Source organism: Klebsiella sp. PK18 (assembly GCF_057784655.1).
On record NZ_CM173493.1, the window covers coordinates 4,034,656 to 4,052,134 of the forward strand.

Annotated in this window: 14 protein-coding genes; 9 read left to right on the plus strand and 5 right to left on the minus strand. The window is 61.9% G+C overall.

What is annotated here, in order from left to right; translation table 11 throughout:
• Positions 1-9 precede the first annotated feature (9 nt).
• On the minus strand, positions 10-2,043 hold the full coding sequence (gene betT, locus AC3EMD_RS19680; RefSeq protein WP_016160452.1) for a choline BCCT transporter BetT: 2,034 nt from the start codon (positions 2,041-2,043) through the stop codon (positions 10-12).
• Between the two features lie 128 nt (positions 2,044-2,171).
• On the opposite strand from betT, the gene betI reads away from it, so the two are divergent.
• The 3 genes from betI to betA are packed head-to-tail and all read left to right on the plus strand — an operon-like array spanning position 2,172 to position 5,923.
• Positions 2,172-2,759 (plus strand): transcriptional regulator BetI, encoded by a 588-nt coding sequence (betI, locus tag AC3EMD_RS19685; protein ID WP_004151671.1) that lies wholly within the window; start codon positions 2,172-2,174, stop codon positions 2,757-2,759.
• Between the two features lie 13 nt (positions 2,760-2,772).
• On the plus strand, positions 2,773-4,245 hold the full coding sequence (betB, locus tag AC3EMD_RS19690) for a betaine-aldehyde dehydrogenase (RefSeq protein WP_032729569.1): 1,473 nt from the start codon (positions 2,773-2,775) through the stop codon (positions 4,243-4,245).
• Positions 4,246-4,258: 13 nt separating this feature from the next.
• Positions 4,259-5,923: a choline dehydrogenase gene (gene betA / locus AC3EMD_RS19695; protein WP_032739292.1), complete on the plus strand. Its 1,665-nt coding sequence runs from the start codon at positions 4,259-4,261 to the stop codon at positions 5,921-5,923.
• A 120-nt stretch (positions 5,924-6,043) separates the two neighbouring features.
• Here betA and AC3EMD_RS19700 read toward each other — a convergent pair whose 3' ends face one another.
• The gene (locus AC3EMD_RS19700; RefSeq protein WP_008805561.1) at positions 6,044-6,739 is read right to left on the minus strand and encodes a GNAT family N-acetyltransferase; all 696 of its coding nucleotides are present in this window, start codon (positions 6,737-6,739) and stop codon (positions 6,044-6,046) included.
• Positions 6,740-6,944: 205 nt separating this feature from the next.
• On the opposite strand from AC3EMD_RS19700, the gene AC3EMD_RS19705 reads away from it, so the two are divergent.
• From AC3EMD_RS19705 to AC3EMD_RS19725, 5 genes are all read left to right on the plus strand, one after another.
• Positions 6,945-8,513 (plus strand): ABC transporter substrate-binding protein, encoded by a 1,569-nt coding sequence (locus AC3EMD_RS19705; protein ID WP_023287347.1) that lies wholly within the window; start codon positions 6,945-6,947, stop codon positions 8,511-8,513.
• A 120-nt stretch (positions 8,514-8,633) separates the two neighbouring features.
• On the plus strand, positions 8,634-9,656 hold the full coding sequence (locus AC3EMD_RS19710) for an ABC transporter permease (protein ID WP_008805559.1): 1,023 nt from the start codon (positions 8,634-8,636) through the stop codon (positions 9,654-9,656).
• Complete coding sequence (locus AC3EMD_RS19715; RefSeq protein WP_012542509.1) at positions 9,656-10,489, plus strand: ABC transporter permease; 834 nt, start codon at positions 9,656-9,658, stop codon at positions 10,487-10,489. Before AC3EMD_RS19710 ends, AC3EMD_RS19715 begins: the two co-directional genes overlap by 1 nt.
• Complete coding sequence (locus tag AC3EMD_RS19720) at positions 10,482-11,318, plus strand: ABC transporter ATP-binding protein (RefSeq protein WP_023297191.1); 837 nt, start codon at positions 10,482-10,484, stop codon at positions 11,316-11,318. The genes AC3EMD_RS19715 and AC3EMD_RS19720 overlap by 8 nt, the downstream gene beginning before the upstream one ends.
• Positions 11,305-12,009, plus strand: a complete 705-nt coding sequence (locus AC3EMD_RS19725; RefSeq protein WP_064144050.1) for an ABC transporter ATP-binding protein — start codon at positions 11,305-11,307, stop codon at positions 12,007-12,009. The genes AC3EMD_RS19720 and AC3EMD_RS19725 overlap by 14 nt, the downstream gene beginning before the upstream one ends.
• 1,709 nt (positions 12,010-13,718) lie before the next feature.
• Here AC3EMD_RS19725 and AC3EMD_RS19730 read toward each other — a convergent pair.
• Positions 13,719-15,056, minus strand: a complete 1,338-nt coding sequence (locus AC3EMD_RS19730) for an aspartate aminotransferase family protein (RefSeq protein WP_032414656.1) — start codon at positions 15,054-15,056, stop codon at positions 13,719-13,721.
• Between the two features lie 180 nt (positions 15,057-15,236).
• On the opposite strand from AC3EMD_RS19730, the gene AC3EMD_RS19735 reads away from it, so the two are divergent.
• Positions 15,237-16,001, plus strand: coding sequence for an SDR family NAD(P)-dependent oxidoreductase (locus AC3EMD_RS19735; RefSeq protein ID WP_302073656.1), 765 nt, complete (start codon positions 15,237-15,239; stop codon positions 15,999-16,001).
• 53 nt (positions 16,002-16,054) lie between these two features.
• Here AC3EMD_RS19735 and AC3EMD_RS19740 read toward each other — a convergent pair whose 3' ends face one another.
• Together AC3EMD_RS19740 and AC3EMD_RS19745 are read right to left on the minus strand one after the other, a co-directional pair.
• On the minus strand, positions 16,055-16,816 hold the full coding sequence (locus tag AC3EMD_RS19740; RefSeq protein WP_008805553.1) for an amino acid ABC transporter ATP-binding protein: 762 nt from the start codon (positions 16,814-16,816) through the stop codon (positions 16,055-16,057).
• Positions 16,809-17,474, minus strand: coding sequence for an amino acid ABC transporter permease (locus tag AC3EMD_RS19745; protein ID WP_302073657.1), 666 nt, complete (start codon positions 17,472-17,474; stop codon positions 16,809-16,811). The genes AC3EMD_RS19740 and AC3EMD_RS19745 overlap by 8 nt, the downstream gene beginning before the upstream one ends.
• Positions 17,475-17,479: the final 5 nt, after the last annotated feature.

Consider the following 17,479-nt stretch of genomic DNA (forward strand, 5'->3'; position numbering starts at 1 on the left):
CTTCCCTGATTAGCCATCCGGGAACATCACGCTGTTCCCCGGCGCTTCCCGATGCAGATGGATAAAGTTCAGGTGCCGTTCGTACTGGTCGAGAATATCGGTGATCACCTGCTCTTTGCTGTAGTCCATCAGGTCGTTACCCTGACTGCCCTCCAGCAGGAAGGTCTCCAGCCGGTAATAGGTGGATTTCCCGCTGCGCGCCCGATAGGTAAAGCCCGGCACCGAGTACTGCTGCGGCCAGATCTTGTAGATAAAGTTCTGCTCGTCGCCCATGTGCACCAGCAGATCGAGGTGGCCCAGGTTCTCGCCCTCTTCCGGCGGCAGGCTCTTCAGTTCCACTGCGGCGCCGCGCAGCCGCAGCTCCTGGGCTACCTCTTCCATCGCCGGGTAGCACACCGTCTCCATCATCTGTTTGGTATAGCGCGTGCCCGGGTAATTCATCAGCCGCGACAGGCGCTTCTTCCAGCTCAGACGATCCTGGAGGCCCATCGGACGCGGGGCGGTGTCGCGACTGGCGCTGACCCGGCGGTAATCTTCCACTTTCAGGGATTTATACAGTCCGGCCATCACGAAGAAAATCACAAAGCTGAACGGCAGACCCATGATCACCGTGGTGTTCTGCAGCGCCGAGATGCCGTTGGTCATCAGCATCCCGAGGGTCAACAGACCGATGGCCACCGACCAGAAGATGCGCAGCCAGTTCGGGGCGTCGCTGTTGATGTCCTTCAGCTTCGAGGTGAAGTTCCCCAGCACCAGCGCGCCGGAGTCGGCGGAGGTGACGTAGAACAGCAGACCGGTAATGGTCGCCACCGACGCGCTAAAGGTAAACGCCGGGTACTGCGCCAGCAGGCTGTAGAATCCGCGTTCCGGGTGGACCATCGCCTCCTCGGCAAAGGCCGCGTCGCCGTGAATAATCTCATACAGCGCGCTGTTGCCGAACACCGATAGCCACAGCAGGGTAAAGGTGAACGGAATAATCAGGGTGCCCATCACAAACTGGCGGATGGTGCGTCCGCGCGAAATGCGCGCCAGGAACAGGCCCACAAACGGCGACCAGGCCACCCACCACGCCCAGAAAAAGAGCGTCCAGTTATTCATCCATTCCACCGGCCGGTCGAAGGCGAAGCTGTTCAGCGTCATGCCCATAAAGCGGTTGACGTAGTCGCCGACGTTCAACACTAACGCATTGAGCAGGAAGGAGGTATCGCCCATGAACAGCACGAACAGGATCAACCCCAGCGCGAGGGCGACGTTCAGCTCGGAGAGCACGCGGATGCCCTTGTCCACCCCGGAGGTGACCGAGATGGTGGCGATGATCACCGACAGCGCAATCAGCGCCGCTTTTGCCGCCAGCGAGTCCGGAATATCGAACAGCACGCTCAGACCGTAGTTGAGCTGCACGACGCCGATACCGAGGGTGGTGGCGATGCCGAAAATGGTGCCGATCACCGCCGCAATATCGACGCTGTGGCCGATGGGCCCATTGATCCGTTTGCCAAAAATCGGGTACAGCGCCGAGCGGATGGTGAGCGGCAAATTATAACGATAGCTAAAGTATCCCAGCGCCATGCCCATCAGGGCATACATTGACCAACCGGTTAAGCCATAGTGAAACAGCGTCCAGACCATCGCCTGGCGCGCCGCCTCGATGGTCTGCCCCGCCCCTTCCGGCGGCTGCATATATTGCGTCACCGGCTCGGCGACCGAGAAGAACATCAGGTCGATACCGATCCCGGCGGCGAACAGCATCGCCGCCCAGCTCAGCAGGCTGAACTCGGGCTTTGACTGCTCCGGCCCGAGCTTCACCGAGCCGAAGCGCGAGCAGGCAATGCAGACGACGAAGACGATGTACAGCGTCGCCGCCAGCAGATAGTACCAGCCGAAGGTTTTCGACACCCAGTCGAGGGTGCGCCCAATCCACTCGGCAGAAAAATCGCGAAAAAAGATCGTCATCAGGGAAAACAACAAAATCAGTCCGGCCGAAGTATAAAAAACCACCGGATTGATTTTGTCCTTTTCTCTGTTTTGCGAAAGATCTGTCATCCAGTATCCCCACTGTTTTTGTAACTATTAAAATTCAATAACGTAACAATTAAGACACATTTTATATTGAACGTCCAATCAAAAACCGCTTTAATAGTTAACCAACGCTGATGAATGGAGTGGCAAAAATGCCCAAACTGGGGATGCAGCCAATCCGGCGCAGGCAACTGATCGACGCCACGCTGGACGCTATAAATGAAGTCGGAATGCATGACGCGACCATCGCGCAGATCGCCCGACGGGCGGGCGTATCGACGGGGATCATCAGTCACTATTTCAAAGATAAAAATGGTCTGCTGGAGGCGACCATGCGCGACATCACCAGCCAGCTGCGCGACGCGGTGCTCAACCGTCTGCACGCCCTGCCGGACGGCAGCGCCAGCCAGCGCCTGCAGGCGATTGTCGGCGGCAACTTTGATGAGACGCAGATCAGCAGCGCGGCGATGAAGGCCTGGCTGGCCTTCTGGGCCAGCAGCATGCACCAGCCGATGCTTTATCGGTTACAGCAGGTCAGCAGCCGTCGGCTGCTGTCGAACCTGGTGTACGAATTCCGCCGCGAGCTGCCGCGCGAGCAGGCGCAGGAGGCCGGCTACGGGCTGGCGGCGCTGATAGACGGCCTGTGGCTGCGGGCGGCGCTCAGCGGCAAACCGCTGGATAAGACGCTGGCGCAGTCGCTGACCAGCCACTTTATTCGTCAGCATTTACCGAACCCATAACCGAGGAGGCGTTATGTCCCGAATGGCAGAACAGCAGCTTTATATTAATGGTGGTTATACATCGGCCACCAGCGGTCGCACCTTCGAGACCATCAACCCTGCCACTGGCGAGGTGCTGGCGACCGTTCAGGCTGCCGGACGCGAGGATGTCGACCGCGCCGTTGAAAGCGCGCAGCGTGGGCAAAAAATCTGGGCGGCGATGACCGCCATGGAACGCTCGCGCATCCTGCGTCGCGCCGTCGACCTTCTGCGCCAGCGCAACGATGAGCTGGCGCGGCTGGAGACGCTGGATACCGGTAAACCCCTCAGCGAAACCGCCGCCGTCGATATCGTCACCGGCGCCGACGTGCTGGAGTATTACGCTGGCTTGATCCCGGCGCTGGAAGGCAGCCAGATCCCGCTGCGCGACAGTTCCTTCGTCTATACCCGTCGCGAACCGCTGGGGGTGGTAGCCGGGATCGGCGCGTGGAACTACCCGATCCAGATCGCCCTGTGGAAATCGGCGCCGGCGCTGGCCGCTGGCAATGCGATGATTTTCAAACCGAGCGAGGTCACCCCGCTCACCGCCCTCAAGCTGGCGGAAATTTACAGCGAAGCGGGCCTGCCGGACGGGGTGTTTAACGTCCTGCCAGGGATCGGCGCGGAGACCGGCCAGTACCTGACTGAACATCCGGGTATCGCCAAAATCTCCTTCACCGGCGGCGTCGCCAGCGGCAAAAAAGTGATGGCCAACTCCGCGGCATCGTCGCTGAAAGAGGTCACCATGGAGCTGGGCGGTAAATCGCCGCTGATTATCGCAGACGATGCCGACCTCGACCTCGCCGCCGATATCGCCATGATGGCCAACTTCTACAGCTCCGGTCAGGTGTGCACCAACGGCACCCGGGTGTTTGTCCCGGCGAAACAGAAGGCGGAATTCGAGCACAAGATCCTCGAACGCGTGGGCCGCATCCGCCCCGGCGATCTGTTTGCCGATGACACCAACTTCGGCCCGCTGGTCAGCTTCCCCCATCGCGACAACGTTCTGCGCTATATCGAGAGCGGCAAACGCGAAGGCGCGCGCCTGCTGTGCGGCGGCGAGGCGCTGAAAGGCGACGGTTTCGATAACGGCGCGTGGGTCGCCCCGACGGTGTTTACCGACTGTAACGACGAGATGACCATCGTGCGCGAAGAGATCTTCGGCCCGGTGATGTCGATCCTCAGCTATACCGACGAAGCGGAGGTCATTCGCCGCGCCAACGCCACCGAATACGGCCTCGCCGCCGGCGTGGTGACGCCCAACCTCAACCGTGCCCACCGTCTTATCCACCAGCTGGAAGCCGGCATCTGCTGGATCAACAGCTGGGGTGAATCCCCGGCGGAGATGCCGGTTGGCGGCTATAAGCACTCCGGCATTGGCCGCGAGAATGGCGTCATGACGCTGCAGAGTTACACCCAGGTGAAGTCCATCCAGGTTGAGATGGGTAAATTCCAGTCCATATTTTAACCGGGAGGTTTTTTTGCAATTTGACTACATCATTATTGGTGCCGGCTCCGCCGGCAACGTTCTGGCAACACGACTGACTGAAGATCCAAACACCACCGTCCTGCTGCTGGAAGCCGGCGGCCCGGACTACCGGTTCGACTTCCGCACCCAGATGCCCGCCGCGCTGGCTTACCCGCTGCAGGGCAAGCGCTACAACTGGGCGTACGAAACCGAACCTGAGCCGTACATGAACAATCGCCGCATGGAGTGCGGACGCGGCAAAGGGCTCGGCGGCTCCTCGCTGATCAACGGCATGTGCTACATTCGCGGTAACGCGATGGATCTGGATAACTGGGCCAAAGAGCCGGGTCTGGAACACTGGAGCTATCTCGACTGCCTGCCCTACTACCGGAAAGCGGAAACCCGCGATATCGGGCCTAACGACTACCACGGCGGCGATGGCCCGGTGAGCGTGACGACACCGAAGCCGGGCAATAATCCGCTCTTCGAGGCGATGGTTGAAGCCGGGGTGCAGGCGGGCTATCCGCGTACCGACGATCTCAACGGCTACCAGCAGGAAGGCTTTGGCCCGATGGACCGCACCGTGACGCCGCAGGGCCGTCGCGCCAGTACCGCCCGCGGCTATCTCGACCAGGCGCGAGGGCGCCCGAACCTGACCATCCGCACCCATGCGCTGACCGATCACATTATTTTTGCCGGCAAGCGCGCGGTGGGCGTCGAGTGGCTGGAGGGAGAAAGCACGATCCCGTCAAAAGCGACGGCCAACAAAGAGGTGCTGCTGTGCGCCGGGGCGATTGCCTCGCCGCAGATCCTGCAGCGCTCCGGCGTGGGTAACCCGGAGCTGCTCAGGCAGTTCGATATCCCGGTGGTGCACGATCTCCCCGGCGTGGGTGAGAACCTGCAGGACCATCTGGAGATGTATCTGCAATATGAATGCAAAGAGCCGGTGTCGCTCTACCCGGCTCTACAGTGGTGGAACCAGCCGAAGATCGGCGCCGAGTGGCTGTTCGGCGGCACCGGCATCGGCGCCAGCAACCAGTTCGAAGCGGGCGGTTTTATCCGCAGCCGCGCAGAGTTCGCCTGGCCGAACATTCAGTACCACTTCCTGCCGGTGGCGATTAACTACAATGGCTCCAACGCGGTGAAAGAGCATGGCTTCCAGTGCCACGTCGGTTCAATGCGTTCGCCCAGCCGCGGCCACGTGCGCCTGAAGTCGCGCGACCCGCACGCCCATCCGGCGATCCTGTTTAACTATATGTCCCATGAGCAGGACTGGCAGGAGTTCCGCGACGCCATCCGCATTACCCGCGAAATCATGAACCAGCCGGCGCTGGATAAGTATCGCGGCCGCGAAATCAGTCCGGGAACAGAATGCCAGAGCGATGCCGAGCTGGATGAGTTTGTGCGCAACCACGCCGAGACCGCGTTCCACCCGTGCGGGACCTGTAAGATGGGTTACGACGAGATGGCGGTGGTCGATGGCGAGGGCCGCGTCCACGGTCTGGAAGGCGTGCGGGTGGTCGATGCCTCGATTATGCCGCAGATCATCACCGGCAACCTCAACGCCACCACCATTATGATCGGCGAGAAGATGGCCGACGCCATTCGCGGCCGCCAGCCGCTGCCGCGCAGCACCGCGGCGTATTATGTCGCTGGCGACGCGCCGGTTCGCCGCTAACGGGTCAATGCCGGGCGGCGGCTACGCCTTGCCCGGCCTACCCTGAGGCAATGTAACGTAGCCCCGGTAAGCGCAGCGCGACCGGGGTGCCGTTCCGGGGTTTGACCACATAGGTTGATGTTAGCGAAATGCCTCAAGGCGTTTGATCTGCTGCCCGTCGGCAGTAAAGTTCTCCGCCGCCAGCCACGCCCGCAGCGCCGCATCGCGCGCAGGCCACTCGCCGTCGATGATGGACAGCATATCGCTGTCGCGCGTCCGCCCTTTGCGCACCAGCCTCTGCCGCAGACGTCCTTCCCAGCTAAAGCCCAGCCGCTCGGCGGCCCGGCGCGAGGCGACATTCATCGAATCGCATTTCCACTCCAGCCGACGATAGCCGTGGTCAAAGCCGTTCTTCAGCAACAACCAGACCGCTTCGGTACCCAGCGGGGTGTTTTTCATCCGTCGCGACCAGGTGACATGGCCGATCTCAACCGTGCCCATTTCCCGCTCGATCGCCATATAGCTGACGATGCCCACCGCCTGCTCACTACGCAGGTCAACCACCGCATACGGCACCAGAGCATCATCATTCACCTTGCCCGCGATCCAGTGGGCGGTCGCCGCCACGCTCTCCGGCCGCGTAGACGCCAGCCACGTCCAGTCGCTGTTGTCGCCGAGCGCATAGGCGGCAAACAGATCCGCCGCATGACGGTCAACGTCCAGCGGCTCCAGTCGACAAAAACGGCCATTTAACGCCGTCCGCCGCAGGACTTGCGCCCCCTGCCAGCCAGGAACAAGGTCGTTCACCTGCTGGCCAAACTCATTGATTTCCGGCACACCCACCTCCTTGCAATAGACAATTTGTTATAGCAAGAAGCCAGAAGCGGAGAAAGACGCTTCTGCGCGGCCGGCAATAACCTGTCGTTCTTGAATATGCATTTTTAGCATAAGGATATCCTTATTTTGACTTTACGCCTTTTGGCAAGCGGCCTAACGTAGCGAGGCATAAAAAATTAAAACAACCATTTTTCAGGGATTGCACATGACCAAAAAACTGTTGCCTTTACTGGTATTGACGGCGCTCACCGCCGCCGCGCATGCCGCTACACCGCCCAACACGCTGGTGGTCGCCCAGGGTCTCGACGATATCGTCAGCCTCGACCCGGCGGAAGCGAACGAACTCTCCAGCATTCAGACGGTCCCCAGCCTCTATCAGCGTCTGGTGCAGCCGGACCGCAACAACCCTGAAAAAATCGTATCGATCCTCGCCGAAAGCTGGCAGGCCGATCCGGCGGCGAAAACCCTGACCATCAAACTGAAGCCGGATGCTAAATTCGCCTCCGGTAATCCGCTGCGCCCGGAAGATGTGATTTTCTCTTACACCCGTGCGGTGACGCTGAATAAATCGCCGGCGTTTATTCTCAACGTGCTCGGCTGGCAGCCGGACAACATCGCCAGCCAGCTGAAAAAGATTGATGACCATACCCTGACGCTGCACTGGACCGCCGACGTCAGCCCGGCGGTGGCGCTGAATATTCTCTCCACCCCTATCGCCTCCATCGTTGATGAAAAACAGGTGGCGCCGAACGCGAAAAATAATGACTTCGGCAACGACTGGCTGAAGATGCACTCGGCGGGCAGCGGGGCCTATAAAATGCGCGTCTACCAGCCGCATCAGGCCATCGTGCTGGAAGCCAACGCCAGCTCCCCCACCGGCGCGCCGAAGATCAAGAGCATCATTATTAAAAACGTCCCCGACCCGGCTTCCCGCCGCCTGCTGATCCAGCAGGGGGATGCCGACGTGGCCCGCGATCTCGGCGCTGACCAGATTGCCGCCCTGCAGGATAAACCCGGCGTGAAGGTGCTGAGCATCCCGTCCGCCGAGCAGAACTATCTGGTGTTTAATACCGCCAACAGCGCCAACCCGCTGCTGAATAATCCGGCCTTCTGGGAGGCGGCGCGCTGGCTGGTCGATTATGAGGGCATCACCAAAAACCTGCTGAAAGGCCAGTACTTTATTCACCAAAGCTTCCTGCCGGCCGGCCTGCCGGGGGCGCTGGAAACCAATCCGTTCACCTTCGACCCGCAAAAAGCTAAGGCTATCCTCGATAAAGCGGGCATTAAGGATGCCCACTTCACCCTCGACGTGGAGAACAAACCGCCGTTTATCACCATCGCCCAGTCGCTGCAGGCCAGCTTTGCCCAGGGCGGGGTGAAAGTGGATCTGCTGCCGGCCGCCGGCAGTCAGGTTTATGCCCGGGTACGCGCGAAGCAGCATCAGGCGGCGATCCGCCTGTGGATCCCGGACTACTTTGATGCGCATTCCAACGCCAGCGCCTTTGCCTGGAACGATGGTAAGTCCAGCACCGTGGCCGGGCTCAACGGCTGGCAGATCCCTGAGCTGAATAAAGCCACCCTCGCCGCGGTGGCGGAGCCGGACCCGGCGAAACGCCTCGATCTGTACAAAACGATGCAGGAATCCCTGCTGCAGCATTCGCCATACGTCTTTATTGACCAGGGGAAAACCCAGATCGTGGTGCGCGATAACGTGAAGGGCTATCAGCAGGGGCTGAACGCCGATATGGTCTGGTACGATAACGTCACCAAGTAAGCGGGTTTTGGTCACCGGGTCCGGCGGCCTCGCCTGCCCGGATGACCGTTTCGCCACCCGGGCCCGGCGGGCGTCGCGCCGCCGGGAATCATGTTGATATACCAGGAATTTCCATTTTCCATGCCATCGTTTTCCACTCACCTTACCCGCCTGCTGCAGGGGCTGTTGACGCTGCTGCTCACGCTGTTCGGGCTGTTGCTGGTCACCTTCTCGCTCTCCGCGCTGTCGCCCGTCGACCGCGTACTGCAGATCGTCGGCGACCATGCCAGCCAGTCGACCTATGACCAGGTTCGCCATCAGCTGGGTCTCGACCAGCCGCTGCCGGTGCAGTTCTGGCACTACCTGGTCAACCTGGCTCATGGCGATCTTGGCATCGCCAGCGCCACCGGCCAGCCGGTGCTCCACGATCTGCTGGCGGTCTTCCCGGCGACCCTTGAGCTGGCGACCCTGGCGCTGATCGTCGGCGCGGTACTGGGCATCGTCGCCGGGGTGCTGTGCGCCCGTTACGCCGGTTCGCCGTGGGATCTGGCGGTGCGCACCTTTACCCTGTTGGGCAACTCGGTGCCCATTTTCTGGCTCGGCCTGCTGATGCTGGCCCTGTTTTACGCCCGGCTGCAGTGGGCGCCGGGCCCGGGTCGACTCGACGATATTTATCAGTATACCGTCGAGCCGCGCAGCGGTTTTGCGCTGATCGACACCTGGCTCTCCGGCGATACCGCCGCATTTAAAAATGCCATCGGCCATCTGGCGCTGCCGGTGCTGGTGCTGGCCTATTACTCGCTGGCGAGCATCACCCGCCTGACCCGCTCCGCCTGCCTGAGCGAGATGAACAAAGAGTACATTCTGCTGGCGCGGGCCAAAGGGGCCGGAGAGATGACGATTTTGCTGCGCCACGTCCTGCCCAATATCCGCGGCACTCTGCTGACGGTGACCGCTCTCGCCTGGACCTCCATGCTCGAAGGGGCGGTGCTCACCGAAACCGTCTTCTCGTGGCCGGGGATCGGCCGCTATCTCACCACCGCGCTGTTCGCCGGAGATACCACGGCGATCATGGGCGGCACGCTGCTGATTGGCGTGAGTTTTGTGCTGATCAATAACCTGACCGACCTGCTGGTGCGGTTAACCGATCCGAGGGTGCGCTGATGCCGACTTATCTGTTTTTACGCCGTCTGCGCCGCTCCCCCGCCGCCTTCAGCGGCCTGACCCTGGTGATCCTGCTGGTACTGACCGCGCTGTTCGCCCCGTGGCTGGCGCCGCACGATCCCAACTGGCAGGATGCCGCCGCTCGTCTGCAGGGGCCCGGGACGGGACACTGGCTCGGCACCGACAGCTACGGCCGCGACCTGCTGTCGCGCCTGCTCTACGGCGCCCGCCCGGCGCTGGGTCTGGTGGCGCTGGTGACCGCCATTACCCTGCCCGTCGGGCTGCTGGTAGGTATCCTCTCCGGTTACTATGGCGGGTGGCTGGAGCGGATACTGATGCGCTTTACCGACGTGGTGATGTCGATGCCGCGCCTGATCCTCGCCTTCGCGTTCGTGGCGATGCTCGGCCCGGGGCTGGTCAACGGCGCGCTGGCGTTAGCCCTGACCACCTGGCCGGCCTACGCCCGTCAGGCGCGCAGCGAAATTCAGCGCCTGCGCCATAGCGATTACCTCGCCGCGGCGGAGATGCTGGGCATTCGCGGCTGGCGGCTGCTGATCGGCCATATTCTGCCGCTGTGTCTGCCGTCGGCGATTGTCCGGCTGGCGCTCGATCTGGCGGGCATTATCCTCGCCGCCGCCGGGCTCGGCTTTCTCGGCCTGGGCGCCCGCCCGCCGATGGCGGAGTGGGGAGCGATGATTGCCGACGGGATGCAGGTGATTTTCGACCAGTGGTGGATCGCTGCCATCCCCGGCGCGGCGATCCTGCTCGCCAGCCTGGCGTTTAACCTGCTGGGCGATGGCCTGCGCGATATTCTGGAGCCGCAACATGACTGACATCCGACTGACCGTCCAGGGACTCGCCGTCGACTACCCCACCGCCCGGGTGGTGGACAACGTCAGCTTCACCCTCGGCAACGAGCGGCTGGCGCTGGTGGGCGAATCCGGCTCCGGCAAATCGATGACCGCCCGGGCGCTGATGGGCCTGGTGCGCAAGCCCGGGGTGGTGAGCGCCGAACGGCTGGAGGTGCTGGGGCGCGATGTGCTAACCCTCAGCGCCCGCGGCTGGCGCGCGCTGCGCGGCAACGATATCGCTATGGTGCTGCAGGATCCGCGCTATGCGCTAAATCCTGTGCAGTCCATTCAGACGCAACTGGAAGAGGCGTTAACCCTGCATCAGCGTCTCAGCCGCCGTGGGCGCGCCGAGGCGGTTAAAGACGCCATCGCCGCCGTCGGTCTGGATCTGCCGGTCCTCAGCCGCTATCCCGGCGAGCTCTCCGGCGGGATGGGGCAGCGGGTGATGATCGCCCTCGCGCTGCTTAATAACCCGAAGGTGCTGATAGCCGACGAGCCAACTTCGGCCCTCGACGCCCGCCTGCGCAACCAGATCCTCGAGCTGCTGGTGGAGCAGTGCGCGCAGCGGCAGATGGCCATGCTACTGATCAGCCACGATCTGCCGCTGGTGGCCGCGCATTGCGATCGCGTGCTGGTGATGTACCGGGGGAGACAGGTCGATGAGATGCCGGCGCGGGCGCTACCGAGCGCGACGCACCCTTATACCCGCACCCTGTGGACCTGCCGGCCAAATGCGCACACCTACGGCCAGATGCTGCCGACCCTCGACAGAACCCAGGACTTTACGGAGACGGCCCATGGCGATCGTTAATCTTCAGGATTTACAGGTAACATTCGGCGCGAAGACGGCGGTCTCTGCCGCCAGTTTCTGTGTCGACGCCGGGGAAACCTTCAGTCTGATCGGCGCCTCCGGCTGCGGTAAATCGACGATTTTGCGCGTGCTCGCCGGATTACAGCGCGAATGGCGCGGCAGCGTAGAACTGCTGGGCCAGGGCATCGCGCCGGGCGCCCGCTTTCAGGGCGCGCTGCGGCGCAACGTGCAGATGGTGTTTCAGGATCCGTACGCCTCGCTGCATCCCAACCATACTCTGTGGCGCACCCTGGCGGAGCCGCTGCAGATCCACGGCATCCGCGACGTTTCCCCGCGGGTGACCACCGCCCTTGAGCAGGTGGGTCTGGCCGCCGACGCCGTGCGCCGCTATCCACACCAGCTCTCCGGCGGGCAACGGCAGCGCGTGGCCATTGCCCGCGCCCTGCTGCTGCGCCCGCAGATCCTGCTGCTGGATGAGCCGACCTCGGCGCTGGATATGTCAGTGCAGGCGGAAATTCTCAATCTGCTTAACCGCCTGAAACAGGAGCACGGCATGACCTATCTGCTGGTGAGCCACGATGCCGACGTCATCGCCCATATGTCCGATCGGGCGGCGTTTATGGCGGAGGGTGTGATCCAGCGCTTTTTCGATCGCGAAGCGCTGGTCAACGGAGAACACCGGATGAGGTGAGGCCAGCGGATGCCCGCTGTTTTGTCGGGTGGCGCTTCGCTTACCCGACCTGGGGTCCGTGCGACCTGTCGTTAATTTACCCACTTGCGGCGACTGAAACTGCCGGTTTCCCCCCTCTCCCTGTGTATGAAGAGCCGGAGTGAGGCTCGGTTTTCCCCCTCTCCCTGTGGGAGAGGGCCGGGGTGAGGGCAACAGAGCGCACCCTGTCCCCGCTGCCCGACGCCATAGCCCAATCAGCCGTTGTTTTGTCGGGTGGCGCTTCGCTTACCCGACCTGGGATTCGTGCGGCCTGCCGTTAATTTATTCACCATTGTTGCTGAAACTGCCGATGCTGGCGGCCTCAACATCGCTGAGACGTTCCCGGAAGGCCGGGGCAGCCCGCATGGATGCGGGCTGAGGGCCGTGTTTTGCAGGGACGCTGCCTCGGCCCGACCCGAAGCCTGCAGGGATAAGTCGAAGGCACCGCGCAGCGGCGATGTTGCTGGCCGGAGCCCGGGGGTACAGGGGGCGGCGGCGACTGGCCGCCCCCTGTGCGCTCCCTGCGCCATGAGTGACATAACGCAGACAATTAACCGGGAGCGCAAACTACGCTGAAGCCACCGATAACATAAACAACCACACTGCAGTGCTTCCCCTCACCCTGGCCCTCTCCCGAAGGGAGAGGGAACCGTCCGGCTGGCGCTTAGGCCCATGCAAGCGCAGCGCCGCCGGGCAAGATATCAGGCACGGTATCCTTGATTTCGCCGGGTGGCGGCGTACGCCTTACCCGGCCTACAAACCCAAATCACCGCGGGTCCTGGGGCTGCTGAAACTGCCGGTGCTGGCGGCCTCAACATCGCTGAGACGTTCCCGGAAGGCCGGGGCAGCCCGCATGGATGCGGGCTGAGGGCCGTGTTTTGCAGGGACGCTGCCTCGGCCCGACCCGAAGCCTGCAGGGATAAGTCGAAGGCACCGCGCAGCGGCGATGTTGCTGGCCGGAGCCCGGGGGTACAGGGGGCGGCGGCGACTGGCCGCCCCCTGTGCGCTCCCTGCGCCATGAGTGACATAACGCAGACAATTAACCGGGAGCGCAAACTACGCTGAAGCCACCGATAACATAAACAACCACACTGCAGTGCTTCCCCTCACCCTGGCCCTCTCCCGAAGGGAGAGGGAACCGTCCGGCTGGCGCTTAGGCCCATGCAAGCGCAGCGCCGCCGGGCAAGATATCAGGCACGGTATCCTTGATTTCGCCGGGTGGCGGCGTACGCCTTACCCGGCCTACAAACCCAAATCACCGCGGGTCCTGGGGCTGCTGAAACTGCCGGTGCTGGCGGCCTCAACATCGCTGAGACGTTCCCGGAAGGCCGGGGCAGCCCGCATGGATGCGGGCTGAGGGCCGTGTTTTGCAGGGACGCTGCCTCGGCCCGACCCGAAGCCTGCAGGGATAAGTCGAAGGCACCGCGCAGCGGCGATGTTGCTGGCCGGAGCCCGGGGGTACAGGGGGCGGCGGCGACTGGCCGCCCCCTGTGCGCTCCCTGCGCCATGAGTGACATAACGCAGACGATTAACCGGGAGCGCAATGTGCGCTGAAGCCACCGATAATATAAACAACCACACTGCAGTGCTTCCCCTCACCCTGGCCCTCTCCCGGAGGGAGAGGGCACCGTCCGGCTGGCGTTTAGGCCCGGCAAGCGTACTGCCAGGTAACGTTATCCGATGCCACTCCCCTACTTCGCCAGGCTGGCAAAGCGAGCAAAGACCGCATCAAAAATCGCCAGCCCTTGCGCCACCTGCTCAGCAGTAATGGTGCACGGCGGCACCACGTGAATGCGGTTCTCCACCACAAAGGCCAACAGCCCGGCCTCGGTTAAGGCCCCTTTGATCGCGGCCATGTCGGCGGCAGTCAGCGGCGTTTTTTGTTCACGGCTGCTCACCAGCTCCAGCGCCTGGAACAGGCCGCGACCACGCACCTCGCCGATAATGGCGTGCTTCTCCGCCAGCGCCTCGAGACCGGGGCGCAGCACCTCGTTGCCGATATAGGCCGCGTTCTCAACCACCTTCTCCTCTTTCATCGCGTCGATGGTGGCGACAATCGCCGCCATCGCCAGCGGATGGCCGGAGTAGGTCAGCCCGCCGGCAAAAAAGTGGTCGTCAAAATAGCGGGCAATCGGCTCGCTAATCAGCACCCCGCCCGCCGGCACGTAGCCCGCGTTAACCCCTTTGGCAAAGGTCACCAGATCCGGCACCACGCCATCCTGCTCGAAGGCGAACCAGCTGCCGGTACGGCCAAAGCCGGCCATCACCTCATCGAGGATCAGCACGATGCCAAACTCGTCGGCCAGGGCGCGCACACCCTGCATATAGCCTGCCGGCGGCACGAGGATCCCGGCGGTGCCGGGGATGGACTCCAGCAGGATCGCCGCGATGGCCGTCGGCCCCTCGCATTCAATGATCCGCCGCAGATGCGCCAGCGCGCGCTGGCACTCCTCTTCCTCGGTCGCGGCGTTGAACTCGCTGCGGTAAAGGTAGGGGTTGAAGAAGTGCACATGGCCGCGGGAGAACTCATTCGGCACCCGGCGCCAGTCGCCGGTGGCGGCAATCGCGCTGCCGGTGTTGCCATGATAGGAACGATAGGCCGACAGCACCTTGTCGCGCCCGGTATAGAGCCGCGCCATGCGAATCGCGTTCTCATTGGCATCTGCCCCAGCGTTGGTGAAGAACACCTTGCTGAAGCCCGCCGGCGCCAGGTCGACGATGCGCTTCGCCGCTTCGCCGCGGGCAAGGTTGGCGGTGGCGGGCGCGATGGTGACCAGGGTCTCCAGCTGCGCCTTCATGGCCGCCAGTACCCGGGGGTGCTGATAGCCAATGTTGACGTTCACCAGCTGGCTGCTGAAATCGAGCCAGGTATTCCCCTCGTAATCCCATAGCTCGCAGCCTTGCGCCCCGGCGATGACCAGCGGGTTGAGATTGCCCTGCATCGACCATGAATGAAACACATAGGCGCGATCCAATTGCCGAACTTCGTCATTGCTTACCGCGACCTCGTTGTGAATTGCCAGCTTCATACCCTGCCCTCTCTCATGTCGTTGTGGTTGGCTTCATCATTGGCCGCGGCAACGCAAAACGGATAGAGCCAGTGCGCGAAAAACGATGTGACACGGTGTCACATCCGCGTCCGCCGTCTGGCCCTGTGCCTTGCCGTCCGGCGTTTTTATAGTGGAGGGACAACCGCACAGGAGAATGACATGGCAACGAGCAACGTAGTGTTTATCACCGGGGCGACCTCGGGTTTTGGCGAAGCGGCAGCGCAGGTGTTTGCCGACGCGGGCTGGTCGCTGGTGCTGACCGGGCGCCGCTATCCGCGACTGAAGGCCTTGCAGGACAGACTCGCCGCCCAGGTGCCGGTGCATATTATTGAGCTTGACGTTCGTGACAGCGAGGCGGTGGCTGCCGCCGTGGCGTCGCTCCCCGCCCCCTTCGCCGATGTCACCACCCTGATCAACAACGCCGGGCTGGCGCTGTCGCCGCAGCCGGCGCAGGAGGTGGCGCTGGAGGACTGGAAAACGATGATCGACACCAACGTCACCGGTCTGGTGACGATGACCCACGCCCTGCTGCCGACGCTGATACGCCATGGCGCCGGGGCGAGTATTATCAATATCGGCTCGATCGCCGGGCAGTGGCCCTATCCCGGCAGCCATGTGTATGGCGCCAGCAAGGCGTTTGTGAAGCAGTTCAGCTATAACCTGCGCTGCGATCTGCTTGGCACCGGCGTGCGGGTCACCGATCTGGCGCCGGGGATTGCCGAGACCGAATTTACCCTGGTGCGTACCAAAGGCGACCAGGCGGCATCGGATAAGCTCTATCGCGGCACCACGCCACTGAGCGCGCGCGATATCGCCGAGCAGATGTTTTATATCGCCACGTTGCCGGCGCATATGAACATTAACCGGGTGGAGGTGATGCCGGTGCGCCAGGCGTGGCAGCCGTTCGCCATCGATCGGGATTAAGCGAAACCCGACGCATCCCTTGCCGGCGCTGTCGGCAAGGGATGCAAGCCGGACTAACGGCTGCTTTGCAGAAACTGCCTGACGCGTTCAGAGTCAGGCTGAGTGAAGAACTTCTCCGGCGGCGCCTTCTCAATCAGCAGCCCCTTCTCCAGAAACACCACCTCGTTGGACACCTGGCGGGCAAAATCCATCTCGTGCGTCACCACCACCATGGTGTAACCCTCGGCGGCGAGGGCTTTCATTACCCCCAACACCTCATTAACCAGCTCCGGATCCAGCGCCGACGTCGGTTCATCGAAGAGAATAACTTCGGGCGACATCGCCAGCGAACGGGCGATCGCCACCCGCTGCTTCTGCCCGCCGGAGAGGGTGATCGGGTAAACATCGGCTTTGTGCGCCATGCCCACTTTCTCCAGTTGCTGCATGGCAATGGCCTTCGCCTCGTCTCGTTTCATGCCCTTAACGTGCAGCAGCGCCTCGCTGACGTTTTGCTGAACGGTCAGATGCGGCCACAGGTTAAAACTCTGAAAGACCATCCCCACCCGCTCGCGAATTTTGGCCAGCTGGCGGTGCGACATCGCCCGGCCGCGCTGTTCATCAATCCCCAGTCGCTGACCGCCGATATGAATTTCACCGCGGTCCGGCTGTTCCAGCCAGTTCATACAGCGCAGCAGTGTGGATTTTCCCGACCCGGACGAGCCGAGAATACTCACCACGGTCCCCTTCTCCACCGTCAGGTTAATATCCCGCAGGACTTCCACATTATCGAACTGTTTGGAGACGTTTTTGACGCTTACGGCAATAGACTCAGGCATGGCTCATTCCTCTTTTGGCTCCCCAGGCGGTCAGGCGCTTAATCAGCAGCTCCAGCAGAATGCTGATCGCCCAGTAAAGCCCAATGGCGACGATAAAGGCGTTAAACGGAATAAAATAGGTCGCCTGGACGCTGTTGGCGGCGGCGGTGATCTCCTGAACGGTAATAATGCTCAGGAAAGCGGTGTCCTTCAGGCAAATAATCAGCTGATTGCCGATCAGCGGTAAGGCGGAAGAGATGATATTGGGTAAAATAATCCGCCGAAAAATGGCATAGCGCGAAAAGCCCTGAGCAATCGCCGCTTCAATATATCCGCCGGAAAATACCCGCCGCTGGCTGCGCAATATTTCAAAAAAATAGGCGCCATGATAAATAATTAGGGCCAGTAAACCGGCGGTCCACGGCTCCATGCTAATACCGAGCTGCGGCAGCCCGTAATACAGAAGATAAGCGAGGATCAAAAAAGGGATCGCACGCATCAGGCTGACGAAACTAATAATAATCCGGTTAATCACTTTCTTTTGATATTCGCTAAAATAACACAGCGCAATACCGATAATCAGCGCCGCCAGGGCGGCGGTAATAAACAGTTCGAGGGTCGCGAATAACCCGGCAATAAAGCTATCGCGAACCGACCAGATAACGCCCCACTGATTCATAATGC